The 26,297-nt window shown below is 42.3% G+C and carries 25 protein-coding genes; 21 read left to right on the forward strand and 4 right to left on the reverse strand.

The annotated features are described in order from the left end of the window. Window positions 1-9 precede the first annotated feature (9 nt). The 11 genes from nusA (at window position 10) to AA0Y26_RS04760 (ending at window position 10,943) form a co-directional block, all read left to right on the forward strand. Window positions 10-1,137, forward strand: coding sequence for a transcription termination factor NusA (nusA, locus tag AA0Y26_RS04710; RefSeq protein WP_413365567.1), 1,128 nt, complete (start codon window positions 10-12; stop codon window positions 1,135-1,137). A gap of 142 nt (window positions 1,138-1,279) precedes the next feature. Beyond that, window positions 1,280-1,558, forward strand: a complete 279-nt coding sequence (gene rnpM / locus AA0Y26_RS04715) for an RNase P modulator RnpM (protein WP_413365569.1) — start codon at window positions 1,280-1,282, stop codon at window positions 1,556-1,558. Beyond that, window positions 1,555-1,863, forward strand: coding sequence for a YlxQ family RNA-binding protein (locus AA0Y26_RS04720; protein WP_413365570.1), 309 nt, complete (start codon window positions 1,555-1,557; stop codon window positions 1,861-1,863). The genes rnpM and AA0Y26_RS04720 overlap by 4 nt, the downstream gene beginning before the upstream one ends. A 14-nt stretch (window positions 1,864-1,877) precedes the next feature. Beyond that, complete coding sequence (gene infB, locus AA0Y26_RS04725; protein ID WP_413365572.1) at window positions 1,878-4,142, forward strand: translation initiation factor IF-2; 2,265 nt, start codon at window positions 1,878-1,880, stop codon at window positions 4,140-4,142. Continuing rightward, complete coding sequence (locus AA0Y26_RS04730; protein WP_413365574.1) at window positions 4,142-4,420, forward strand: DUF503 domain-containing protein; 279 nt, start codon at window positions 4,142-4,144, stop codon at window positions 4,418-4,420. Before infB ends, AA0Y26_RS04730 begins: the two co-directional genes overlap by 1 nt. Before the next feature lie 65 nt (window positions 4,421-4,485). Further along, entirely contained in the window at window positions 4,486-4,830 is a 345-nt protein-coding gene (gene rbfA, locus AA0Y26_RS04735; RefSeq protein WP_413368049.1) for a 30S ribosome-binding factor RbfA, read from the forward strand. Between the two features lie 119 nt (window positions 4,831-4,949). After that, the gene (truB, locus tag AA0Y26_RS04740; protein WP_413365576.1) at window positions 4,950-5,858 is read left to right on the forward strand and encodes a tRNA pseudouridine(55) synthase TruB; all 909 of its coding nucleotides are present in this window, start codon (window positions 4,950-4,952) and stop codon (window positions 5,856-5,858) included. Window positions 5,859-5,869: 11 nt separating this feature from the next. Next, window positions 5,870-6,814 carry a riboflavin biosynthesis protein RibF gene (gene ribF / locus AA0Y26_RS04745; protein WP_413365577.1) on the forward strand — a complete coding sequence of 315 codons (945 nt, stop codon included), beginning with the start codon at window positions 5,870-5,872 and terminating at the stop codon, window positions 6,812-6,814. Window positions 6,815-6,948: 134 nt separating this feature from the next. After that, window positions 6,949-7,218: a 30S ribosomal protein S15 gene (gene rpsO, locus AA0Y26_RS04750; RefSeq protein ID WP_036152368.1), complete on the forward strand. Its 270-nt coding sequence runs from the start codon at window positions 6,949-6,951 to the stop codon at window positions 7,216-7,218. Between the two features lie 282 nt (window positions 7,219-7,500). Continuing rightward, entirely contained in the window at window positions 7,501-9,612 is a 2,112-nt protein-coding gene (gene pnp / locus AA0Y26_RS04755; protein WP_413365580.1) for a polyribonucleotide nucleotidyltransferase, read from the forward strand. Between the two features lie 110 nt (window positions 9,613-9,722). Next, entirely contained in the window at window positions 9,723-10,943 is a 1,221-nt protein-coding gene (locus tag AA0Y26_RS04760) for a M16 family metallopeptidase (protein WP_413365581.1), read from the forward strand. 183 nt (window positions 10,944-11,126) lie between these two features. On the opposite strand, the gene AA0Y26_RS04765 is transcribed toward AA0Y26_RS04760, so the two are convergent. The 4 genes from AA0Y26_RS04765 to AA0Y26_RS04780 form a co-directional block, all read right to left on the reverse strand. Continuing rightward, complete coding sequence (locus tag AA0Y26_RS04765) at window positions 11,127-11,747, reverse strand: ABC-2 transporter permease (RefSeq protein ID WP_413365583.1); 621 nt, start codon at window positions 11,745-11,747, stop codon at window positions 11,127-11,129. Window positions 11,748-11,759: 12 nt separating this feature from the next. Then, complete coding sequence (locus AA0Y26_RS04770; RefSeq protein ID WP_413365585.1) at window positions 11,760-12,386, reverse strand: hypothetical protein; 627 nt, start codon at window positions 12,384-12,386, stop codon at window positions 11,760-11,762. 3 nt (window positions 12,387-12,389) lie between these two features. Further along, the gene (locus AA0Y26_RS04775; protein WP_413365586.1) at window positions 12,390-13,232 is read right to left on the reverse strand and encodes an ABC transporter ATP-binding protein; all 843 of its coding nucleotides are present in this window, start codon (window positions 13,230-13,232) and stop codon (window positions 12,390-12,392) included. Between the two features lie 118 nt (window positions 13,233-13,350). Next, window positions 13,351-13,725 carry a GntR family transcriptional regulator gene (locus AA0Y26_RS04780; RefSeq protein ID WP_413365588.1) on the reverse strand — a complete coding sequence of 125 codons (375 nt, stop codon included), beginning with the start codon at window positions 13,723-13,725 and terminating at the stop codon, window positions 13,351-13,353. Window positions 13,726-13,874: 149 nt separating this feature from the next. Between AA0Y26_RS04780 and AA0Y26_RS04785 the strand changes: the two genes are divergently transcribed. The 10 genes from AA0Y26_RS04785 (at window position 13,875) to AA0Y26_RS04830 (ending at window position 26,297) form a co-directional block, all read left to right on the forward strand. Next, on the forward strand, window positions 13,875-14,135 hold the full coding sequence (locus AA0Y26_RS04785) for a YlmC/YmxH family sporulation protein (protein ID WP_413368051.1): 261 nt from the start codon (window positions 13,875-13,877) through the stop codon (window positions 14,133-14,135). Beyond that, on the forward strand, window positions 14,132-14,896 hold the full coding sequence (locus AA0Y26_RS04790; protein WP_413365590.1) for a dipicolinate synthase subunit A: 765 nt from the start codon (window positions 14,132-14,134) through the stop codon (window positions 14,894-14,896). Before AA0Y26_RS04785 ends, AA0Y26_RS04790 begins: the two co-directional genes overlap by 4 nt. Beyond that, complete coding sequence (locus AA0Y26_RS04795) at window positions 14,890-15,480, forward strand: dipicolinate synthase subunit B (RefSeq protein ID WP_413365591.1); 591 nt, start codon at window positions 14,890-14,892, stop codon at window positions 15,478-15,480. Before AA0Y26_RS04790 ends, AA0Y26_RS04795 begins: the two co-directional genes overlap by 7 nt. 83 nt (window positions 15,481-15,563) lie before the next feature. Next, window positions 15,564-16,604: an aspartate-semialdehyde dehydrogenase gene (locus AA0Y26_RS04800; RefSeq protein ID WP_413365593.1), complete on the forward strand. Its 1,041-nt coding sequence runs from the start codon at window positions 15,564-15,566 to the stop codon at window positions 16,602-16,604. 14 nt (window positions 16,605-16,618) lie between these two features. Beyond that, complete coding sequence (gene dapA, locus AA0Y26_RS04805) at window positions 16,619-17,530, forward strand: 4-hydroxy-tetrahydrodipicolinate synthase (protein ID WP_413365595.1); 912 nt, start codon at window positions 16,619-16,621, stop codon at window positions 17,528-17,530. Window positions 17,531-18,265: 735 nt separating this feature from the next. Next, a complete protein-coding gene (locus tag AA0Y26_RS04810) occupies window positions 18,266-19,933 on the forward strand; it encodes a ribonuclease J (RefSeq protein ID WP_413365597.1) in 1,668 nt (555 codons plus the stop codon). 219 nt (window positions 19,934-20,152) lie between these two features. After that, on the forward strand, window positions 20,153-22,441 hold the full coding sequence (locus tag AA0Y26_RS04815; protein WP_413365599.1) for a DNA translocase FtsK: 2,289 nt from the start codon (window positions 20,153-20,155) through the stop codon (window positions 22,439-22,441). A gap of 196 nt (window positions 22,442-22,637) precedes the next feature. Then, on the forward strand, window positions 22,638-23,366 hold the full coding sequence (locus AA0Y26_RS04820; protein ID WP_413365601.1) for a GntR family transcriptional regulator: 729 nt from the start codon (window positions 22,638-22,640) through the stop codon (window positions 23,364-23,366). 51 nt (window positions 23,367-23,417) lie between these two features. Then, on the forward strand, window positions 23,418-24,500 hold the full coding sequence (locus AA0Y26_RS04825) for a BMP family lipoprotein (protein ID WP_413365603.1): 1,083 nt from the start codon (window positions 23,418-23,420) through the stop codon (window positions 24,498-24,500). A gap of 264 nt (window positions 24,501-24,764) precedes the next feature. Beyond that, window positions 24,765-26,297: an ABC transporter ATP-binding protein gene (locus AA0Y26_RS04830; protein ID WP_413365605.1), complete on the forward strand. Its 1,533-nt coding sequence runs from the start codon at window positions 24,765-24,767 to the stop codon at window positions 26,295-26,297.

The raw sequence follows: 26,297 nt of genomic DNA on the forward strand, positions 1-26,297 counted from the left end.
AAAACAAAAATGAATAGTGATTTACTAGATGCTTTAACGGCACTGGAGCAGCAAAAGGGCATTTCGAGAGAAGTATTGATCGAAGCGATTGAGGCGGCGTTGGTAACTGCGTATAAACGCAACTTCAACCAGGCACAAAATGTGCGCGTCGACTTGAATTTAGATACAGGTTCTATGATTGTTTATTCTCGTAAAAATGTTGTGGAAGAAGTAGAAGACGATCGTCTGGAGATTTCTTTGGAAGATGCGAAAGCAATCAACCCTGCTTATGAAGTAGATGATGTTGTGGAGCAGGAAGTAACGCCTCGCAACTTCGGCCGTATTGCAGCTCAAACTGCTAAGCAGGTTGTTACGCAGCGTGTTCGTGAAGCAGAGCGTGGCCGTATCTATGAGGAATATGTAGATTCAGTTGATGATATCGTTGTTGGTACAATTGAGCGTCAAGACCAACGAAATATCTACTTGTCACTTGGAAAGGTCGAAGCCGCGTTACCATTAAATGAACAAATTCAAGGGGAACAATATAAACCGCAGGAACATATCCGCGTCTACATCACGAAAGTGGAACGTACAACGAAAGGTCCTCAAATTATCGTTTCCCGTACACACCCTGGTCTGTTACGTCGCTTATTTGAAAAAGAGGTACCGGAAATTTTTGACGGTACGGTGGAAATTAAGTCAATTGCCCGTGAAGCGGGTGACCGTTCAAAAATCTCGGTTTATGCGCATAATGAAGAAGTAGACCCAGTCGGTTCATGTGTTGGAGCAAAAGGTGCACGTGTACAAACAATTGTTAACGAGCTGAACGGTGAGAAAATTGATATCGTTGAGTGGTCTGAAGATCCGATCGTTTTTGTAGCGAATGCTTTAAGTCCGTCTAAAGTATTGGATGTACAGGTAAATGAAGAGGAAAAATCAACGACAGTTGTTGTACCGGATTACCAGTTATCACTTGCAATCGGTAAACGTGGTCAAAATGCCCGCCTTGCTGCAAAATTGACAGGGTGGAAAATTGATATTAAAAGTGAAACAGATGCCCGTGAATTAGGCATTTATCCTAGCGAAACAAGCACGTTCGTTCCACAAATGGATGATGAAGATATCGAGTACGATTTGTACGCCGACGACGAAGAATAATCGGGGAAACAGTTTTTTGTGCCTGTCCAGGTGTCTTGAATAAATGGAGCCCTTTTTCTTTTGAGCCAGGGTATCACAAGGTTTCCGGCGCTAAAAACTGGAAGGCATATTGTATATTGTTACTGTAGAGAGGTGAATTCTGATGTCGACAAATAAGAAGATTCCATTACGCAAATGTGTAGCCACAGGAGAAATGCTTCCTAAAAAGGCAATGATCCGTGTCGTCCGCTCGAAGGAAGGCGAAGTGTCTGTCGATCCTACGGGAAAGAAATCTGGTCGTGGTGCCTACGTATCTAAATCAGAAGAAGCAGTTGAATTAGCGCGTAAGAAACATATTTTAGAACGTCAATTAGAGGCTAACATTCCAGATGAGGTATATGAAGAATTACTCCACCTGATTCGCAGGGAGTCGATTCTATGACCAATCAAGCTGTACTGCAATTGCTGGGATTGGCAGCAAGAGCACGTAAAGTGGTGTCTGGAGAAGAGCTAGTCATAAAAGAAATTCGTCATGGCAATGCAAAAATTGTGTTGCTTGCATCCGATGCTTCAGCGAATACTAGCAAAAAATTGACAGATAAATGTAAGTATTACAACGTTGAGTTGCATGTACTCGGGAGTCGGTATGATCTCGGACATGCCACAGGGAAAGAAGCCCGTGTCACGCTAGCTATTACAGACAGTGGGTTTGCGAAGAAAATGTCTAGTCTACTCAACGAAAAATAATCGGGGGTGAGCAGATGAGCAAAGTTAGAGTTCATGAATATGCGAAAAAGGTAAATAAAACGAGTAAAGAAGTAATTGAACAGTTAGGAAAGCTGAACACGCCAGTGAAAAATCATATGGCTGTACTAGAGGCTGATACTGTTTCAAAACTTGATTCTGTCTTTAAGCAGAAAGCAGAACCGAAAGCAGCAACTCCTTCTAAAGCGCCTGCAAATGCACAAGCAAAAGAGCAGGGCAGAAAGCAAGAAACGCGTCCACAAGCGTCGAACCAACAACGAAAAGCAGGTAATGCTTCTCAAGCAAATCAACCATCGTCTTCGGGCGAAAAAAAGAATAAAGGTAGCCAAAATAGAAATATGACACAAAACAACAATAATAACCGCCCAGGCGGAAACAATAATAATAACAACCGTAACAACAATAATAAAGGTGGCCAGCAACGCCGCAAGCCAGGAATTCATGGCGGAAAGCGCCGTACGCATAAGCCGCAGCAGCCGGTGCAAATGGTTCAAAAACCATTACCAGAAAAAATTACATTCTATGAAAGCTTATCCGTTGCAGAGCTTGCAAAAAAACTTCACCGGGAGCCTTCAGAAATTATCAAAAAACTATTCATGCTTGGTGTAATGGCAACAATTAACCAAGAGTTGGATAAAGATGCAATCGAGTTAATTTGTGCGGATTACGGGGTAGAAGTAGAAGAAGAAGTACGTGTGGATATTACAGATTTAGAAACACACTTCGAACAAGCTGAAGTAAATGAAAATGAGCTGGAAGAGCGTCCGCCGGTTGTCACAATCATGGGACACGTTGACCATGGTAAAACAACACTTCTTGACTCAATTCGTAACACAAAAGTAACGGCTGGAGAAGCAGGCGGTATTACACAGCATATTGGTGCCTACCAAGTAGAAGTAAATGGGAAAAAGATTTCCTTCCTTGATACACCAGGGCATGCTGCGTTTACAACAATGCGTGCGCGCGGTGCGAAAGTAACGGACATGGCGATTATCGTCGTAGCTGCAGATGACGGCGTGATGCCTCAAACTGTAGAAGCGATCAACCATGCGAAAGCAGCCGAAGTACCAATTATCGTAGCGGTTAACAAAATGGATAAACCATCTGCTAACCCAGATCGTGTAATGCAGGAATTGACAGAACATGCTCTTGTTCCTGAAGACTGGGGCGGCGATACAATTTTCGTACCGATTTCAGCATTGAAAGGTGAAGGAATCGAACAGCTTCTAGAAATGATTTTATTAGTTTCGGAAGTAGCTGAACTAAAAGCAAATCCTAACCGTGCTGCGCTTGGTACAGTAATCGAAGCTCAGTTGGATAAAGGCCGCGGTTCTGTGGCAACCTTATTAGTACAGGATGGAACATTACGTGTTGGAGATCCAATCGTAGTAGGTCATGCTTACGGACGTGTCCGTGCAATGGTAAATGATATTGGTCGCCGTGTAAAAGAGGCAGGTCCTTCAACGCCGGTTGAAATTACAGGTCTTAATGATGTGCCACAAGCTGGAGATCGCTTCGTTGTATTTGAAGACGAGAAGACAGCGCGTTCTGTAGGTGAATCTCGTGCTATGACAGCTATTCAAGCGCAGCGTTCTGAAAAGCAGCGTGTAACGCTTGATAACCTATTTGAGCAAATGAGCCAAGGTGATGTAAAAGAATTGAACCTGATCGTAAAAGCTGACGTACAAGGTACAGTGGAAGCGATGGCTGCATCTTTAATGAAAATTGATGTAGAAGGTGTAAATGTAAAAATCATCCATACAGGCGCAGGTGCAATTACAGAATCTGATATTTCTCTTGCTGCTGCTTCAAATGCGATTGTAATTGGTTTCAACGTTCGTCCAGATACAAACGCAAAACGTGCTGCCGAAGAGGAAGGCGTAGATATTCGTCTGCACCGTATCATTTACAAAGTAATTGAAGAAATCGAAGCGGCGATGAAAGGTATGCTTGATCCTGAGTATGAAGAAAAAATCATCGGCCAGGCAGAAGTTCGTCAAACAATCAAAGTATCCAAAGTGGGTACGATTGCCGGTTCTTATGTAACAGAAGGAAAAATGCAGCGTGATGCAGGCGTTCGTATTATCCGTGAAGGTATTGTCGTGTTCGAAGGCGAACTTGATTCTTTAAAACGCTTCAAAGATGATGCAAAAGAAGTCGCAAAAGGCTACGAATGTGGTATTACAATCAAAAATTACAACGACATTAAAGAAGGCGATGTTATTGAAGCCTTCGTAATGGAAGAAATTAAACGCGCATAATGATCGTATATGCGGAAATTGAATTCATCATTCAAACTGCCCATTCGTTAAAAGAAAAGCGCGCCGTTTTACAGCGGATGATCACACGCACAAAGCAGAAGTTTAATGTTTCCGTTGCGGAAATTGACCATCAGGATGTGTGGCAGCGTACACGTTTAGCAGTCGTAACTGTCTCTTCTTCAAAAGAGGCGGCCGACCGTGAAATGAACCATGCAATACACTACCTGCAGTCAAATCCGGAATGGGAAATGCTTGATATATGGCGTGAATATTTATAACAGCAGCTTTACCATGTAGGTGGAAAAAGCGATATCGAATGTTTAAACAAAAGGTGGTGACATGTATGTCTCTACGTTCTAACCGAGTAGCTGAACAAATGAAGAAAGAAATCGGCGAAATTATCACTCGTAAAATCAAAGACCCTCGCGTAGGCTTTGTTACCGTAACAGATGTAGATGTAACAGGCGACTTACAGCAGGCGACGGTGTATATCACATCTTTAGGCAGTGAACGTGAGCGTGCAGAAACGTTGAAAGCATTGGAAAAAGCTTCAGGCTTTATCCGATCAGAAGTCGGTTCTCGCATTCGCTTACGCCGCACACCAGAAATTTCCTTTGAATTCGACTCTTCAGTGGAATATGGAAATAAAATTGATGAACTGCTTCGTTCTTTACATGAAGACAAATAAGAAAAAACCCGCCGCAATTTGCTGCGGGTTTTCTTATAGTGGAAAACAATATTAACAAGCGGACATTTTTTTATCAGATTGGTACAGAAATGTCTTTCTAACTAAAAAGGAGCAATTTGATGAACGGCATTTTACCATTATGGAAAGAACGCGGTATGACCAGCCATGACTGTGTATTCAAACTGCGAAAAATCTTAAAAACAAAAAAAGTCGGCCATACAGGCACGCTTGATCCAGGGGTAGAAGGCGTTCTGCCGATCTGCATCGGCCAGGCAACACGCATCGCTGAATATTTAACGGATGCCGGGAAAACCTATGAAGCCGTTATCTCTATCGGAAGAATGACGACAACAGAGGACGCAGAAGGAGACACAGTAGAGCAGGACACAACATATAAATCGCTCTCACGCAAGGAGATTCTTGCTGCACTTGCTGCATTAACAGGAGAAATTGAACAGACTCCACCAATGTTCTCTGCTGTGAAAGTGAATGGTAAAAAGCTCTATGAATATGCCCGCGCTGGTCAAACAGTAGAACGGCCTACACGGAAGGTAAATATCTATGAGCTCGAGCTGCTGAGCGACGGAGACATGTTCGAAGGAGAAGAAGTAACATTCTCTATCCGCATCAAATGCAGCAAAGGGACATATATTCGTACGCTTGCTGTCCAGATTGGTGAAGTATTGGGCTACCCGGCACATATGTATGAGCTTGTACGCACTTCATCTGGAACCTTTACAAAAGAACATTGTTTAACGCTGGAACAAGTAGCAGAAAAAATGGAAACACAAGACACAAGCTTCATTCTCCCAGTTGAATATGTACTTAGTGATTATCCATATGTGGAAATTGATGATACAAACCGCAAGCAAATTTTTAATGGACAAGTCCTGCCGGTTCATCCATTATTAGAAGTAAATGATAAATTAGTGTTTGGGGTGGAAGGGAAGGCGTTCGCGGTTTATATCAAGCATCCAACAAAGCATGGACAGATGAAACCTGATAAAATGTTCCCTGAAATCGAGTAGGAGGCGCAGTTATGGACGTAATTCATTTAAAATACCCGCATCAGCTGGGATCGACGGAAGGACCATATTCTCTAGCACTTGGTTTTTTTGATGGAGTGCATAGAGGGCATCAAGCTGTCATCAAATCAGCGATTGCAACGGCAAAAGGAAAAGGCTATAAGAGCGCGGTTATGACATTCGATCCGCACCCATCTATTGTGCTTGGCGGACGTAATGAAAAGGTGTTTTATATTACACCGCTTCAGCAAAAACTAGATACACTGGCTACGTTGGATATAGATACGGTGTTTGTCGTGAACTTCACATCTGATTTTGCAAAGCTTTCACCAGAAGCCTTTGTCAAACACTTCATTCGTGATTTGAATGTCAAGCATGTGACAGCTGGCTTTGATTATTCCTTTGGTGCATTCGGCAAAGGAGATATGGAGCTGATGCGTCAGCTGGGCGCAGAATCGTTTGGAGTGACAGTTGTCGACAAGTATACAGATGTTTCCGAGAAGATTAGTTCAACACGCATTCGTAAAGCATTGAAAGATGGAGATATGGAAGAAGCGCGCATGCTGCTCGGACGTGCTTTTGAGGTACCGGGCATTGTAGTGCACGGCGATAAACGTGGGCGGACACTTGGATTCCCAACGGCGAATGTACAGCATATGGAAGGCTGCTTCATTCCGGCCACAGGAGTCTATGCTGTCAAAATTCTTGTACAGAACGAGTGGTTTGACGGCGTGTGCAATGTTGGCTATAAACCGACATTCAATAACCCAGATCATAAACAGCTATCCATTGAAGTACATATCTTCAACTTTAATAAAAACATTTACGGCGAGGAAGTAATCGTCGGCTGGTACCATCGGATCAGAAGTGAGAAGAAGTTCAATGGAATTGATGAGCTGATAGCGCAGATCGAAAAAGATAAGCAGGCTGCAATCGAATATTTAAACGACCACGCTTAATAGTTGCTTGTCTATACAAAATATGTTACGATTTATCAGTACAAAAACCGTACGAACCTTAGCCCGGCTTTCCGTTACTCCAACGATAGCTTAGCTAATGGGGATATTTTTCACTATTTAGGAGGTCCATTCACATGGCAATCACAAAAGAACGCAAAAACGAAATCATTGCTGAGTACCGCACACACGAAAGCGACACTGGTTCACCAGAAGTACAAATCGCTGTATTAACTGCTGAAATCAACGCTTTAAACGCTCACTTAGCAACTCACAAAAAAGACTTCCACTCACAACGTGGTCTTCTTAAAATGGTAGGTCGTCGTCGTCACTTACTTAAATACCTACGTAACACAGACGTACAACGTTACCGTGAACTAATCAACAAACTTGGATTACGTCGCTAATCTATTCGAAAGGCTGAGCGCGTTCATTTAGCTCCTGCACACAAACTGTTTGGATCAGGCGTGGCGGAGAGCGGGCGCGTAAAGCTAGACATGACAAAAAGCGGGATTTTTCCCGCTTTTTCTTTATGTATTTAGCGTGGCAATCATCTCCTAAATTGGCATTCCGAAAATTCACGTAATTTATTGAAAATATTTAGCATAGAAAACGCTTTTTTGATACACTAACTATGGTACATAATAAAAGTAACGTAGTGTGTCTCAATGTAGAAAGGGGTTCATTAGATGAACGACAAAAAAGTCTATTCTTACGAATGGGCTGGCCGTCCTTTAGTAATTGAAGTAGGACAGTTAGCAAAACAAGCAAACGGCGCAGCAATGGTGCGTTATGGAGAAACGGCGGTACTAGCGACTGCAACAATGTCAAAATCTCCAAAGCCTTTAGATTTCTTCCCGTTAACAGTAAACTATGAAGAACGATTATATGCAGCAGGTAAAATCCCTGGAGGCTTTATTAAACGTGAAGGCCGACCATCAGAGCAAGCGGTATTAACAAGCCGTCTGATTGACCGCCCAATCCGCCCTATGTTCCCTGATGGCTTCCGTAATGAAGTACAAGTCATTTCTATGGTTATGTCTAATGACCAGGACTGCCCTTCAGATATGGCCGCAATGTTTGGATCATCTCTTGCTTTAGCAATTTCAGATATTCCATTCGATGGACCGATTGCAGGTGTACATGTTGGCTACATCAATGGCGAGTTTGTTGTCAATCCAACAGTGGACCAAGCTGGGGAAAGCACAATTCATTTAACGGTAGCGGGTAACAAAGATGCCATCAACATGGTAGAAGCAGGCGCATTGGAAGTGCCGGAAGAAACTATGCTTGAAGCAATTATGTTTGGGCATGAGGAAATTAAAAAATTAATTGCACTGCAAGAGCAAATTGTTGCAGAAGTAGGAAAAGAAAAGCGTCCAGTAGAGCTTTATGAGCTTGATGCAGAGCTTACAGCAGCAATTAAGGCGACTAGCGAAGCTGAAATGAACGAAGCGATTCAGACGGTCGACAAACAAGAACGTGAAGAAAACATTACAGCGGTAAAAACACGTGTAATTGAAACATATGAAGCTGAAGAAGCTGATGAAGAGACATTAAAGCAAGTAAAAGCGATTTTAGATAAAATGGTGAAAGACGAAGTACGTCGTCTCATCACTGAAGATAAAGTACGTCCAGATGGCCGTAAACAAGATGAGATTCGTCCATTATCTTCAGAAGTTGGAATTCTTCCGCGTACACATGGTTCTGGCCTATTCACACGTGGTCAAACACAAGCCCTTTCGATTTGTACATTAGGCGCACTAGGCGATGTGCAGATTATTGACGGACTAGGTGTAGAAGAATCAAAACGCTGGATGCACCATTATAACTTCCCGCAGTTCTCTGTAGGAGAAACAGGGCCAATGCGTGGTCCAGGCCGTCGTGAAATCGGTCATGGTGCGCTTGGTGAGCGTGCACTATTAGCGGTTATTCCGGATGAAAAGGATTTCCCATATGCAATCCGTTGTGTATCTGAGGTACTTGAGTCAAACGGTTCAACTTCTCAAGCATCGATTTGTGCTTCTACATTAGCTATGATGGATGCAGGTGTGCCATTGAAAGCACCAGTTGCAGGTATTGCGATGGGGCTTGTGAAAAAAGGCGAGCACTATACAGTATTAACAGATATCCAAGGTATGGAAGACCATCTTGGTGATATGGACTTCAAAGTGGCAGGTACAGCTAAAGGTGTAACAGCCCTTCAAATGGATATTAAAATCGATGGTTTATCACGTGAAATTCTAGAAGAAGCATTGACACAGGCGAAAATTGGCCGCATGCAAATTTTAGATCATATGATGTCAACTCTTTCACAACCTCGTGAAAAACTTTCAAAATATGCGCCGAAAATTGTTGTTATTAAAATCAACCCAGATAAAATCCGTGACGTAATCGGACCTGGCGGTAAACAAATTAACAAAATCATTGATGAAACAGGCGTAAAAATTGATACTGAACAAGATGGTACAATTTACATTTCTTCTGCAAATGAAGAGATGAACCAGCGCGCTAAGGAAATTATTGAATCAATTGTCCGTGAAGCAAAAGTCGGCGAGTACTACATGGCGACTGTGAAGCGTATCGAGAAATTCGGTGCATTCTGCGAAATCTTCCCAGGCAAAGATGGCCTGCTGCACATTTCGGAAATCCAAGAGGAACGTACGAAAGCGGTGGAGGACGTCTTAAAACTTGGCGATGAGCTTCTTGTGAAATGTATTGAAATCGATAACCAAGGCCGTGTAAACCTATCGCGTAAAGTGGTTATTAAAGAAGAAAAAGAGCGTGCTGAGCAAGAATAAAAATCAATTTGCCGCTTGCCGAATGGTTAGCCGGAGCAAATGAATAGATAACGACAAGATAGAGAGGTTGTACTTCGGTGCAGCCTCTTATTTAGTCAATTGGGGGAACTATGGTAAAGGTTACAAAATGTAAAAATGGTGTAAGAATTGTATCAGAGCAGATTGATCATGTCCGTTCATTATCAGTAGGTATATGGGTAAATGCCGGTTCAAGATATGAAAGCCCTGAAGAGAATGGGATTACACATTTTATCGAACATATGCTATTTAAAGGTACGCATACCCGCTCGGCAAGACAAATAGCTGAGGAATTTGACCGTATTGGCGGCGAAATTAACGCCTTCACGTCAAAAGAAAATACGTGCTATTTTGCAAAAGTACTAGATCATCATGGGGAGCTGGCAATCGAGGTGCTGGCGGATATGTTCTTCAACTCTGCCTTTCTTCCGGAAGAAATTGAAAGGGAGCGTCAAGTTGTGCTGGAGGAAATCTATATGAGTGAAGATGCTCCTGATGATGACGTCCATGAAATATTATGGAGTGTCATGTATCCGGATGATTCACTTGGAAGACCAATTCTGGGAACAGCTGAAACGCTTGCGACATTTGATGCAGAAATGATACGCCGTTATATGGCAAAGCATTACACGCCACAAAATGTAGTTATTTCGGTAGCTGGGAATATCGAGCAGGGGCTGCTTGCAAAAATCGAAGAGCTGTTTGGTGATTTTGAAGCTTCGCTGCAGGCAGAGGAAGCGGTATTGACATATCCGTCCTTCCAAGCGGGAGAGATTGTGAAAATCCGAGATACAGAGCAGGCCCATATTGCGATCTCCTTTCCGGCAATGGGTGTGAAGGATCCGAATATGTATAGTTTTATTGCATTAAACAACATCATTGGCGGTAACATGAGTTCTCGTCTTTTCCAGGAAGTGCGGGAGGAGCGTGGCTTGGCCTATTCGGTGTTCAGTTACCAATCCAGCTACGCAGATGTGGGGGCTTTCACAATTTATGCGAGTGCATCCAAACAAAACCTCGATGCCCTGCAGCATCAAGTTGACAAAACCTTGTTTGATCTTGTTACAGGTGGTGTCACAGAAGAAGAGCTGGAAAATGCAAAGGAACAGCTGAAGGGCAGCTTTGTATTAGGGCTTGAAGGCACGGAGGCACATATGAACCGAAACGGGGTCAACGAGCTCGTTCATGGTAAGCACCGGTCAGTCGATCAAATTTTAGAACGGATAGATGGGATTACGATGGAATCAGTCGATATGCTTATTGAAAAAGTTTTAAAAGCTGAACCGGCAATTGCCATTATCGGTCCCAAATAAGCATAGGGGCATTTTCATGCTGCTACCGCAGGAGTAATGCTTCTGCTTGGGGATTTAGTAAGAAACGGAGCTGTCTAGAAAGTTTTTACTTTCTGACTAGCTCCGTTTTTGCTTGCTGTTAGTTTGGATATGGATAGTTAGCGTATGAACTATTATTAATGATCGGGTGGACGTCCCGTTTTATCAAATGATTTCTTTTGTTTCATATAGACGAATGGATTTTTTCAGCGACCAATAGAAAAGCATGATGCTGATGGTCGGGAAGACAAGCAGGCGTATGTAGAATGACGGCTCGTGGTCCCACCAGCATAAAAGGCAATGCGGCAGCATGATGGAAAAGAGCGTGCCGAACGAGATGAGGAGTGAGTCGGTCATGCTGTCCAGGGAAGGATCGCCCTTGAATATACCGCGCAGGTCCAGTGCCGCATAGGCGATGGTCGCGGCAAATAAGCCGATATACGGAATGAGGAAATTGTGCAGATCTCCCTGCTCCTGCCCCTTAAAGACTTGGAAGGGGGACAGGAGGGCATAAATCATGAATACATGGAGTAGGACAGGTATGTATGTTCCTGTTACAATCGTTTTTCTTTCAATCGGAAAGGAATGTACGAGAATACGTGTATTCTTATCCTTGAGTAGTGTAATGCTCCGTGCTGCCCCCATGCAGGAAACGAACGCGAAGATTGGAATGCTGATTTCACTTGAGGAATGCATAAAAATCAAGCCGACGATTGCAAGCCCAACCAGCCGAATTAACAGCGACCTCTTATTCATCCCGTATTGTAGGTGAAGCATGGCTTTCATATTTTCTTCCTCCTAGGGTACATCAATTTTTTGAATTAGCAAAACAGATAGCCGGTAGTTCAGCATAGTTGCCAGGAAAATGGTGAAGATAGCTGTTAAGAGTATTACGCGTTCGTGAAAAACTTCTGTCATCCAGGGGAGAATGGCCGGCTTGAGAAACAAAGCGAAGAAAATCCCCCACATAAGTAAGATAAGTGTAATAGCAGATGCCCCTTGAGTTGGTATGTTATCAACTAACAGGAGCAGATTGACAATCAAAAGAGCGATAAACAAAGCAGTTCCAGCTGTCGACGCCCACACATTCCAGGACCATCCTTCCTGTATACGTATCAGAGAAATAGATAACGTAAAGAACAAGACCATGTATATACAGGTAGTAGACAGTAGGAAGATGAATTTCACCTGAATGAACTCCCTTTTAGGAATAGGCATGACGGCGAACATTTTTTCGTTTGTGCGACAAAACTGCAAAAATAACGTCGTAACGATACCTACGGATACAATCAGGCTGCTGCTGAATGCAAAGGAAGTTTGCTCGAACAATAGGAAAACACCCATGAAAAGAAAAATGAAGAACGGTATGGCGAGCAATTTGCCTTCCATATTGCGAAAGCAGTATTGTAGGAGCATCTTACGCATGGCTCATCCTCCCTTCACCTGAAACACCATGATTTCCTCAATCGTCGGTCTTTCCAGTGGAAAGGCTTGACTGACGAACTCCCGCTTCACAAGCAGCTCGATGCCAAACGTGCCGGGGCGTTTTCCGACGATAGCGTGTGATGGGATCTCCGTTGCCTGCTCTTTTGTCCCTTTCCATAAACCATAATCGTAAAGTAATGAATCCTTGGTCTCGGTGAACAACACCTCACCTTTATGAATAAACGTAATCGTATCGGCAATCTTCTCTAAATCACTCGTAATGTGGGAAGAGAACAGAATCGAGTGCGTTTCGTCCTCCATGAAGCCTAGCAGCAAATCCAGCATTTCATCCCGCACAATCGGATCGAGACCACTTGTCGGTTCGTCCAGCAGGAGCATCTTTGGGTGATGGGAGAGGGCAAGCACAATAGCGAGCTTCATTTTCATCCCTCGGGACATTGCTTTCACTTTATCGTATTTTGATATATCGAAGCGATCCAACAGGGAAAAGAAAAACTCGCTATCCCAACGTTTATATACCTTTTGATAGATTTTATCCAAATCAATCGCTGTCAGATTGTCGGGGACGTGCAGTTCATCAAATACGATACCAAGATCTTCACGGATTTCGGTTTCAAAATGAGCATGATCCTTTCCGAAAATGGTAATTTCACCGCTCGTCTTCTTGAATAGATTCAGAATACAGCGAATGATAGATGATTTACCGGCTCCATTTTGTCCAATAAGACCCATGACCGTTCCCTGTTCTACTTCAAATGATATATTTTGCAATTCGAATTTACCTATCTTTTTAGACACGTCTTTCACTTCTATTGCGTTCACCATCTTGCACTCCCTTCAATTGAAATTCTCGACTTGGATAAATATTTACTTAAAAATATCGCTAATTCATCTAAGGGAGAAAATGATTTATGTAAATTTTGAATAGAAATTGCAGGCATTTTTATTCCTCCTCCAATAATAGTGTAAAGAGCTCCAGCAGCACTTCTTTTGACATATTCGCTGTTTTCGCAAGATGCATTGACTTGACGAGGTGCTCCTCGATTTGACGAATTAATTCTTCTCTTAGAAAATCCTGATTGCGCGCAGCGACAAAGCTGCCTTTGCCTGCTACTGTTTCGATAAATCCATCCCTTTCAAGGTCCGCATATGCACGCTTTGTCGTCATGACGCTGATTTTTAATTCCTTAGCAAGCATACGAATCGAAGGAAGTGCATCGCCGGGCAGAAGGGAACCGCTCAGGATTGCCTGTTTCATCTGCTCAGTGATTTGTTCATAAATGGGCTTATCACTGGCATTGCTTAATTTAATGATCAAACTGTTCCCTCCCTAAAAGTTAAACTGTATATATACAGTATATACAGTTAATTCCTTACATGTCTACTAAAAAGAATTATGTTTACGGTCACACAATGAGAAATTGTATGCATATAGTAGTGGTAAGCTCGCTTGGGAGGAGGGAAATGATGCGATTATCTGAGCTTGCAGAAAAAGAACTGATTGAAATGGAAAATGGGATGAGGTATGGCTTCTTATCAGAATCGGAATGTTTATTTGATGTGAAAACAGGAAAAATTCATGGCTTTGAATTGGCCTCTCCTGTTAGTTTGCCATTTCTCAAAAAGAAACAAGAACATGGATTTATTCCATGGGAGGAAATTTTGCTAATTGGAGAGGACCGTATATTGTTCCAAAAAATCCATGGGAAAAAGCATGATCGGTCATGACGGAACGATGGCTGGTAATTGGCGGAGACGCAAGGATGAAGGAGCTGGCGAAGATGATGTCAGCGCCGCACCGTACTGTCTTCTATAAAAATGCGGCAACCTGGGATGCAGGGGTAAATGCTACTGTTCTTGATTTTGGTCCGGATCATATTGTTTTACCTATACAACCATTAGCAATAGATGTCCCGCTGCTGCTTGGAACAAAGCATGTAAAATTCTATGCGGGAAGATTAACAGATGAGTGGCGGGCAATGTTGAAAAATGAAAGAGTCATTCAGTATTTGGAAAATGAATCATTTATATGGAAGAATGCTGCGCTTACTGCAGAGAGCTTCATTTCTTATTGGTATCAAAAAGAATGGACACTGCGCGGGAAGCATTTTATTGTAACCGGGTTCGGCCGTGTCGCAAAACTGCTTGCACAAGCTTTAACTGGCCTGCATGCTGATGTGACAATTGCCGTGCGTTCCCGCCCGCAACTTCTCGAGGCAGAGCTTCTTGGATATGATACGATTTGTTTACAGCCAGAGTATATAAAGGATGCAACTGCTCTTATAAATACGATACCTGCCCAATGGCTGACACAGCCGTTCAGCGATGTAATTAAAATGCCAATATATGACCTTGCTTCAGCACCTGGCTGCTGTTACTTTGTAACGCGGCAGGATTATACACCGTTACTTGCATTGCCTGGGAAATATTTCTCAGAAGATGCAGCCAATCTTCTTTATGACTCAATTATGGAGGGGTGTGAATGTTAGAGGGAAAGCGTGTAGGGCTAGGTATTACTGCCTCCCACTGCACATATGAGGATGTCATCCCAAAAATCAAAAACTTAACAGATGCGGGTGCAATCGTCGTACCGATTGTCACGCCATCTGTTTTGCATGCAGCAACACGCTTCGGCACGGGAGCTGAATGGATAAAAAAAATTGAGGAACTTGCGGGTGAAAAGGTTATTTCCTCAATGGCAGAGGCAGAGCCGCTTGGACCGAGTAAGCCATTGGATTGTATGATTATTGCTCCTATGACGGGGAATTCTATTAGTAAATTTGCAAATGCTGCGACAGACTCACCTGTACTAATGGCAGCAAAGGCAACCTTACGTAACGGAAGCCCAGTAGTTCTAGGCATTTCTACAAATGATGCCCTTGGTTTAAATGGAATGAACATCATGAAGCTTTTGAATGCGAAGAATGTATACTTTATACCGTTTGGGCAAGATGATCCAATTAATAAACCTACGTCAATGATAGCAGATTTCACTAAGATGGTAGAAACTGTTCATCATGCAATTACTTATAAAAAACAATATCAGCCAATATTTATTCAGTATTTGAAATAGTCAAATAACCGTACACAATATTCTTATTTTGTGATACAATATGCAACATTATGTAACTAGTTTTTTTTAGGAGAGATGAGACAATGACAAAACACTACAATGTCGCTGTTGTCGGAGCAACTGGCGCGGTCGGCTCAAAGATGATGGAGCATTTAATCAAACGCAACTTCCCAATCGGATCTATTAAATTTTTAGCATCGGCGCGATCAGCCGGCAAGCCAGTCGAGTTTAATGGCCAAACATATACAATTGAAGAAGCTACACCAGAAAGCTTTGAAGGTGTAGATATTGCCCTCTTCTCTGCAGGCGGGTCGGTATCAGCAGCTCTTGCACCAGAAGCGGCGAAACGAGGCGCAATTGTCATTGATAATACAAGTCACTTCCGTATGGATCCAGAAGTACCGCTTGTTGTACCAGAAGTAAATCGTCATGTATTAAAAACAATTCCGAAAGGCATTATCGCTAACCCGAACTGTTCAACTATCCAAATGGTAGCAGCACTCCAACCAATCCGTGAGAAATTCGGCTTAACAAAAGTTGTAGTATCTACATATCAGGCAGTTTCAGGTTCCGGTATTGCTGCAATAGAAGAGTTAAAAACACAATCTGCACAGTGGGAAAAAGGAAAGGATGTAGAAGCAAACGTCCTTCCTGCAAAATCAGATAAAAAACATTATCCGATTGCTCGCAATGTTATTCCGCAAATTGATAAATTTACGGATAATGGCTATACGTTTGAAGAAATGAAAATGATTAACGAAACGAAGAAGATCATGGAACTTCCAAGTCTGCATGTTGCAGCCACTTGTGTACGCGTTCCTGTCGTTTCAGGACATTCTGAATCTGTCTATATTGAACTTGAAAAGGAAGCGACGGTTGAAGACATTTTCGCAGCCCTTAAAGATGCACCTGGTATCGTTCTACAAGATGATATAACAACGCAGGAATATCCAATGCCGATTTATGCTGAAGGTGAAGATCCAACGTTTGTTGGCCGTATTCGTCGAGATTTAGATAATCCGAAGGGCTTCCATATGTGGATTGTAGCTGACAATTTGTTAAAAGGAGCGGCACTAAACTCGATTCAAATAGCTGAAGCGATGATTGAGGATAACTTATTATAAAAGGGGTGCGGAGTATGAATTTAGGTCGTATTGGAACGGCGATGATTACGCCGTTTAAAAAAGATGGCACAATTAACTATCCAGAATTAGAACGCATTATTAATCACTTGATCGATAATGGAACGGATGCAATTATTGCATGCGGTACAACATCTGAGAACCCAACAATGTCAACAGAGGAAAAAATCGAAGTAGTTCGTTTTACGGTGGAAAAAGTTGCTGGACGTATTCCGGTTATTGCAGGAACTGGAGATAACGAAACAGCTTATTCTATTATGATGACGCACAATGCTGAGAAGAATGGTGCGGATGGTATTATGCTTGTAACGCCGTACTATAACAAACCAAATCAACGAGGTATATATGCCCATTTCGAAACAATTGCGAAGCAAACCTCTCTTCCTGTCATGTTATATAATGTACCGGGTCGTACAGGTGCAAACGTATTGGCAGAAACGACAATTGCCCTAAGCAAGGATGTTCCTAATATTACTTGCATTAAAGAAGCAAGTGGTAACCTGGATCAAATGGGTGATATTATTGAAAATGTTGATAAAGATTTTTTAGTTTACTCTGGGGATGATGGTTTAACATTGCCGCTGCTTGCCATTGGAGGCGCTGGGATTATTTCAGTGGCATCTCATGTCGTGGGAAATGACATGCAGCTGATGATGAAGGCGTTTGAACAAGGAAATCATGTACTGGCAGCGAAAATTCACCGCGCATTGCTGCCACTTGTGCGCGCGTTATTTGCACAGCCAAACCCGTCACCGATCAAGTATGCGATGACGAAGTTAGGTTTTGATACATTGGATGTGCGGATGCCGATGATGGAAATGTTACCAGAAGAAAAAGCGGCATTCGACCGTATCTGGGATACGTACCAGGAAAAAGCGAAAGACTTCCGCGAATTGGCGATTCAATAATAAACGATTCACTAAATGCATACTAAGCAACACATACTCTAAAGTTAAAGATATAAAACCAGCGTATTTCTCACGCTGGTTTTTCTATTACATGGCTGGAAGCATTGTATCCTGCAAAGAATAGTGCAGAAACAAGAAGCTGGGGGGGAAGAATGGATATGTAATTTTCATTCACATACATATAGTGAAAGTTCAATCAATGCGAATGAAAACCTCTCGCTAATGGTATAGAAGAAGTAATAGGATGGATAACTCTTTTACTCGTAACGACGAGTACTAGAACAGCTATGCTTCAATAGATTAAGTACATGTATGTAGATGATATTACGTCTACGACTCTCACTTTTCTGATGCCTTAAGGTAGGGGCTTTGCTTTTAAATGATATAAGTACCAGCACATTATTACGGGTTGTAAAGATAGGAAATGGCGTCACTAACGGGGCATGTGTATTTTTGATTTGTGCTTATGGGAAACTCAACGTATAATGAATTTTAAGTGGTTGCTGTTCGGGATAATTTTTCTGTTATAGAAAATGATGAATAATTAATTTAAGTAATGTCTAGGCATTTGCGCTACCTATTTACAGGGTTGAAAGGGAGAGGAAAGCTAGATGCTCTTTATAGGAAGAATCATAGGGAGAGCTAACTTTTAAAAATGGAAAATCGCTATTAACCATCCTTCTTACCCGCAATAGCTGTACGTATGCGGAAATGCATTTCATAGGAGGAAATAAAGTGAATAAAACGAAAAACGAAGTAATCCGCATTATCCCGCTTGGAGGAGTGGGAGAGATCGGTAAAGCCATGTATGTAGTAGAAATCGATGAAGAGATTTTCGTCGTAGACAGCGGATTGATGTTCCCAGAAGATGAAATGCTAGGGATCGATATTGTTATTCCGGATATTACGTATTTAGAGGAAAACAAAGAGCGTGTGAAAGGGATTTTCCTGACACATGGCCATGAGGACGCTATTGGTTCGATTGCCTATGTCCTGCAAAAAATTAAGGCGCCAGTGTACGGATCGAAATTAACGATTGCTTTGGCAAAAGAACATCTTAAGGAACTTCCTGCTCCACATCAGGTGAAGTTCTTTGAAGTGACGAACAAAAGTCGTATGAATTTCCAGTCGACATATGTAACCTTCTTCCATACAACACACTCCATTCCGGACTCACTTGGTGTTGTATTCCATACGTCGGAAGGTGCTATTGTACACACAGGGGAATTTAAGTTTGACCAGTCGGCACAAGGTAAATTCCGCCCGGATTTAGCAAAAATGGCTCAGCTTGGGGAAGAAGGCGTGTTTATTCTTCTTTCCGAATCAACAGAGGCTGAGCGTCCAGGCTATACAACGAGTGAAACGGTAATTGCTGAACGTCTGGCTAAAACATTCCATGCAGCACCAGGACGAATTTTAGTAGCGGTGTATGCATCAAACTTTATTCGGATTCAGCAGGTATTTACACAGGCGCAGGCATCATATCGTAAAGTAGCGGTAGTAGGTAAATCCTTGGAAAAGGTAGTAAATCTTGGATTGAACCTTGGGTATTTAGAGATTGATGAAGATACATTGATTCCGGTAGGAGATATCCATAAATACCAGGAGGATGAAATTGTCATCATTGCAACAGGTAATCAAGGGGAGCCGCTTGATGCATTGGATAAGATTATTCGTAAGCATCACCGTGATATTAAAATTAAAGAAACAGATACAGTGCTGATTACATTTACGCCGTCACCAGGCTTGGAAGTACAAATGTATAACACAATGAACCAAATCGCTAAGGCTGGGGCACGTGTATTGACAGCGGATAAAAAAGTCCATGTATCAGGACACGGCAGCCAAGAAGACTTGAAGCTTATGCTGAATCTAATGCGTCCAAAATACTTTGTTCCTATTCAGGGAGAGTATCGTATGCTGATTGCCCACTCAAAGCTGGCACAATCAATTGGTATGCAAAAATCCCAGATTTTTATCGCTGATAAAGGGGATATTGTAGAACATAAAAATGGAAAAGTGCGCATGAGTGGCCGAGTACAAGCAGGAAATGTCCTTATCGATGGAATTGGTGTAGGAGATGTTGGTAATATTGTACTTCGTGACCGGAAACTGTTATCCCAGGATGGTATTTTCATCGTGGTTGTTACGTTGAATCGTGCTCAAAAGAGAATTGCCTCTGGTCCGGAAATTTTATCCCGTGGATTCGTTTATGTAAGAGAATCCGAAGAGCTGATGGTCGAGGCAGCAGATATCGCGCGTACCGTTATTGAAAAGTATGTAAATAAAGACACGTTTGAATGGACGAACATTAAACAAGAGATACGTGACGAGCTAAACACTTACTTATTCCAAAAAACGAAACGCCGCCCAATGATCATCCCAATTATTATGGAATATTAAGACTAAAGGATTTTCTTTCGCTCGTGCAGCAGAAAGAAAATCCTTTTTTTCGACTTCTTCCACTGAATGTCTAGACGCTCGCTGAAAGAAGTGAAAGCCTCCAGCGGATGTGATAGTTTTAGCTTACACAAAGCTGAAGATGGACATCATGACGTCAAGAAGCAATAGAATTGATTTCGGGAAAATGTGTGTCCTTATTAAAGAAAGCAGGTGTTTTTAATGGCTGAGAAGAAAAATAAAAAGAGGGAGAAGGGACAAACAAAAGCAAAGAGCAAAGGAAGTAAGGAGCTGCATCCGTTAGCATATGAAATTATCGGTATTTTACTAATTGCATTCGCGATGATTTCATTTTTTGAAATGGGTGTTGTTGGACGGCTTGTGCAGACAGTCTCCATGTTCTTCCTGGGTAATTTGCATTTCTTTGTACCATTTCTTTGCGTTTTTGTAGCAGGTATGCTGATGGTAAGAAGGCGTGGCGTAAGGATGACAAATCGGATGGTAATCGGTTTGCAGTGCATTTTGGCAAGCTTCGCTGTATTCAGCCACTCCATTCTTTTTGAACAGCTGCATCAAGCCAATCTCTTATTGACTGATTCTGTACTTCGTGAAACATGGCGTATTTTAATCGAGACAGAAGGGATTGCAAATCGGGGAGACTCACTCGGGGGAGGGATGGTCGGAGCGCTTCTATTTAGCATGTTCCATGTTTTATTTGATGCTTCAGGTGCCAAAATTGCAGCATTTGTTCTTTTCCTTATCGGTGTCATTTTGATTACCGGTAAGGCGCTCATTCCTATATTAATTGAAAAGGGTCCAAGCATGCAGTTTAAGCTTAAACGGCGTAAAGGGAAAAAGCCCACCGCACGCTCCACAAGCTCCACACGTCCCAAACGAACGAGAGCAAGCAGCGAGCCCGAGGAGACGGTCGCGACGATAGAGGAGGAGCGGACAGAGTATTCCGAACCGGTTATTTCTGCCTTTACGGAAAATGTTATGCAGCGAAGCGAAGAGAGGGTAAAGCCGAAGGAAGAGGAGCCGCCAGCGGCAGAAGAAATGGTCGTTTCAGTAGAAAGTACTCCTGAAAATGCTCTTTATACATTACCTCCCTTCCAACTGTTAAATCCTCCTCCTGAGCATGATCAAAGTGGAGAGTACAGTGTCATACAGGCGAATGCAAAAAAACTGGAACAGACATTCCATAGCTTTGGTGTAAAAGCACGTGTTATGCAAGTCCATCTTGGTCCCGCTGTGACAAAATATGAAATCCTGCCGGATGTAGGTGTTAAAGTAAGTAAAATTGTCGGCTTGCAGGATGATTTAGCTTTGGCTTTAGCAGCAAAGGATATCCGGATTGAGGCGCCGATTCCAGGTAAATCAGCTATTGGAATTGAAGTTCCAAATAGTGAAGTGGCTATTGTTACGTTACGTGAAGTGTTGGAGGCAAAAGAAAACAACCGTCCTGATGCAAAACTGCTTATCGGCTTCGGCCGCGATATTACAGGACAAGCCAAACTCGCCGAGCTTAATAAAATGCCGCACTTACTTGTCGCAGGTTCAACAGGGAGTGGTAAATCAGTATGTATTAATGGCATTATTGTGTCACTTTTAATGCGGGCTGCTCCCCATGAAGTAAAAATGATGATGATTGATCCGAAAATGGTAGAACTCAATGTCTATAACGGAATTCCCCATCTCTTGGCACCCGTTGTGACGGATCCGCGGAAGGCAGCACAGGCGTTACAGAAGGTCGTGTCTGAAATGGAGCGGCGCTATGACCTATTCTCCCATACTGGTACACGAAATATAGAGGGTTATAATGAACATGTCGATGCGTATAATAAGGAAAATGAAGACAAGCAGCCGAAGCTTCCTTACATTGTCGTTATAGTAGACGAGCTTGCCGATCTAATGATGGTAGCGCCGGGAGAAGTGGAGGATGCGATCACTCGTCTTGCTCAAATGGCCCGCGCTGCAGGGATACATTTGATTTTAGCGACCCAGCGTCCGTCGGTGGATGTTATTACCGGTATTATTAAAGCAAATATTCCTTCTCGAATTGCGTTTGCCGTATCAAGTGCTATTGATTCCCGGACGATATTAGATATGGGGGGGGCTGAACGATTGCTTGGACGTGGAGATATGCTTTTCCTTCCTGCAGGTGCTTCCAAGCCGACACGTGTGCAAGGGGCCTTTTTATCCGACATGGAGGTGCAGACGGTAGTTGATTATGTGATTTCGCAACAGAAGGCACAATATGAAGAAACAATGATTCCGACCGATGAGCCTGTCCATGAGATGTCGGAAGAAAAAGATGCATTATATGATGAAGCGGTACAGCTTGTAGTCGAAATGCAAAGCGCATCTGTATCTATGCTGCAACGTAAATTCCGTATTGGCTATGCCAGAGCAGCACGTATTATGGACCAGATGGAAATGAGAGGAGTCGTCAGTCCACCTGATGGCAGCAGGCCAAGACAAGTCCTTATGACTAAGGCTATGATCGAATAATCACAAAATAGTTAGAAAAAATAGTATGATTTAAATGTGTCGATTTTTAGCTTGGTAGAAAAAAAGTAGGATTTACTATATAAAAATTTTCTTAAAATGTGTTTGCATATTCGGATAAAAGTGTTATATTAATCAACGAATTAGTAGGAATTGTTGTACATCAGATGTCTGATCTCTAATTTTGGTGGTGGTGTAGGTGACAATAAAAACTGATCATCGTCATTTATACTTACAGGTGATTGACCGTTTGAAATCGGATATTGAAAAAGGGGTATATCATGAGAATGAAAAACTCCCCTCCGAGTTTGAACTATCTAAATCACTTGGAGTAAGCCGTGCAACTCTTCGTGAGGCACTGCGGCTATTGGAAGAGGAAAACGTTATCGTGCGTCGTCATGGAGTAGGTACATTCGTAAATCCAAAACCAGTTTTTACATCGGGTATCGAGCACCTTTCAAGTGTATCTTCCATGATTGAAAAAGCTGGGATGGAGCCGGGGACTATCTTTATGAGTGCAAAGGAAGAAGAACCTACTGAAGACGATTTGAATCGATTCCAAACCGACATTGATGACAATGTAATCACAATTGAACGTGTAAGAACAGCAGATGGCGAACCGGTTGTCTATTGTATCGATAGGGTGCCGTCAAGCTATTTGCCGCAACAGTTTCTGAAAAACGAAGACTTATCGATTTTTTCTGCCCTTGAAAAATCAGGGAACCTGCGGGTAGCATATGCGGTGACATATATTGATCCGATCGGCTATCATGAAACGGTTTCGCCAATTTTAAAATGCGGGCCAGAAACGGCATTGCTCGTATTGAAGCAGCTTCATTACGATGACAATGACCAATTAGTACTTTATTCAAAGAACTACTTCCGGGCTGATAAATTCAGTTTCCATGTAGTTCGTAAACGGGTGTAGAACAAGGTATTTTTCCTGCTAATTAAAACATTCTTTTGGGGGGACTCACTAATGAAAAAACGTAAATTTGGTTTATTAATCTCATCTGTAGTTGCAGCAGGTGCTATTTTAGCAGCATGTGGCAGCGATGATGAAAAGGATACTTCAAACAATGATACAGCTGGTGATACTGGTAAAGAGGAAGCTGGCGGCGACTTATCAATTGCCATGGTAACAGATGTTGGCGGTGTAGATGATAAATCATTTAACCAATCTGCTTGGGAAGGCGTACAAAAGTGGGGCGCTGACAATGGATTAGAAAAAGGCGAAGGTTTTGACTACCTGCAATCAGCTTCTGATGCTGACTACAACACAAACTTGAACGCATTATTACGCCGTGACTTCGACCTAGTATTCGGTGTAGGTTACTTAATGAATGATGCTGTTCTTGAAATTGCTGAACAGCAGCCAGATAAAATGCTGGCAATCATTGACTCTCAAGTAGATGCGCCAAATGTTGCTTCTATTCTATTTAAAGAGCAAGAGGGTGCATTCCTTGCAGGTGTAGTAGCGGCTACAATGTCTGAAACAGGAAAAATCGGCTTTGTCGGAGGCCAATCTATCCCTGTAATTACACGCTTCCATGCTGGTTATGTAGCTGGTGCAAAAGCAGTAAATCCTGATATTGAAATCGATGTATACTATGCAGAAGCATTCGATAAAGCAGAATTAGGGAAAACAGCTGCTAACCGTATGTACTCTTCAGGTGTAGACATTATCTTCCATGCTGCTGGCGGTACTGGTAACGGTGTATTCACAGAAGCAAAAGAGCGTAAAGAAAAAGATCCAAATGCAAACGTATGGGTAATCGGTGTAGATGCTGACCAATACGAAGAAGGTAAAGTTGGCGAGCATAACGTAACACTGACTTCTATGTTAAAAGGTGTAGGAAATGCAGTAATCGATATTTCTGATCGTGCTAAAGCGGGCGATTTCCCAGGCGGCGAAACAATTACTTATGGTTTAGCTGAAGATGGTGTTGGCCTAGCTGACTCTCGCGGTGCAATCCCTCAAGAGGTATTAGATGTAGTAGAAGAATATAAAGCAAAAATCGTTTCTGGCGATATTACAGTTCCAGCAGAAGTAGAAAAGTAATCGTTTTGATTCATCATAGAGATTCTGCGTAATCTCTATGATGATTTTGTGATAATGGACTTCATTTTTAAAATTCTATTAATTCAAAATGTAAGCGTTCTATCGCTGTTCAAATTGATAGATGAAAGAGTAGAAGGTCACTTATAACTAGAGATAATAGGTTGCCTAGGCATATACGCTGATACAATGGCGGATATCCTTTTCTATTCTTTCTTGTATTAATTTTCATATTTTTATATAAATGTGCCTAAAGGAGTGAGTAAAGTGGAATATGTGATCGAGATGCTTGGTATCCGTAAAGAATTTGGCGGTTTCGTAGCAAATAATAATATCACGCTCCAACTCAAAAAAGGCGAAATACATGCATTGCTTGGGGAAAATGGTGCAGGTAAATCGACTTTAATGAACGTACTTTTTGGTCTTTATCAGCCAGAAGCTGGTGAAATAAAGGTGCGCGGGAAATCAGTAAAGATTACAGACCCGAATGTAGCAAATGACCTAGGGATTGGCATGGTTCATCAGCACTTTATGTTAGTGGAGAACTTTACTGTTACTGAAAATATTATTCTTGGAAGCGAGCCTACCAAAGTAGGCGTTGTAAATATCAAGGCTGCGGCAAAGGATATTGCTGCTTTATCTGAAAAATACGGCTTGGACGTTGATCCTTATGCGAAAATCGAAGATATCTCAGTAGGAATGCAGCAGCGTGTTGAAATTTTAAAAACATTGTATCGCGGCGCAGAAATTCTGATTTTTGATGAACCAACCGCATCGCTTACGCCTCAGGAAATTACAGAGTTAATTCAGATTATGAAGCGTCTAATTGCTGAAGGAAAATCGATTATTCTCATTACACATAAGTTAAAAGAAATTATGGAAGTATCAGACCGAGTGACAATTATTCGTAAAGGTGAAGGTATCGGGACGGTAGTAACATCAGAAACAAATCCAGACCAACTTGCCGAATTAATGGTCGGACGTCAAGTGACTTTCAAAACGGAGAAGGCTGCTCCAAATCCTACGAAGGAAGTATTAAACGTACGGGATTTATTTGTTGTTGATTATCGAGGTATTGATAAAGTAAAGGGCTTAAACCTTTCAGTACGACAAGGAGAAATTGTCGGAATTGCAGGTATCGATGGAAACGGTCAATCCGAGCTTATCGAGGCAATTACAGGTCTTCGTAAGGTGAAGAGCGGACAAGTAATGATGAATGGGATTGATGTAACGAACAAGAAGCCGCGTGAAGTTACGAAAACGGGTCTTGGCCATATCCCGCAGGATCGTCATAAGCATGGACTTGTATTAGATTTCTCAATCGGACACAATATTGCACTGCAGACTTATTATACGGATGAATTCTCTAAGTTTGGGGTTATTGACTATAAAAAAATCTCGAAAAAAGCAAACCAAATTATTGAGGAATACGATGTTCGTACAGGGCACGGGGAATCAACTCCGGCAAGGGCACTTTCTGGAGGAAACCAGCAGAAGGCTATTATCGGCCGGGAAGTAGACCGCAACCCTGACTTGCTGATTGCTGCACTGCCAACTCGTGGTCTTGATGTAGGAGCAATCGAGTTTATTCACCGTCGTCTCATTGAGCAGCGTGATAAAGGAAAAGCAGTATTGCTGATCTCGTTTGAATTAGATGAAGTAATGAATGTATCTGATCGTATTGCCGTTATTTATGATGGTCAAATCGTTGATACATTGGAGCCGCGCGAAACAACTGAACAAGAGCTTGGTCTGCTAATGGCAGGACAATCTCGTCGAGCGCAGAAAGGGGACGAATAA

Origin of the sequence: Lysinibacillus canaveralius, assembly GCF_047301505.1 — a bacterium.
In the GTDB taxonomy this organism is placed as follows: domain Bacteria; phylum Bacillota; class Bacilli; order Bacillales_A; family Planococcaceae; genus Lysinibacillus_B.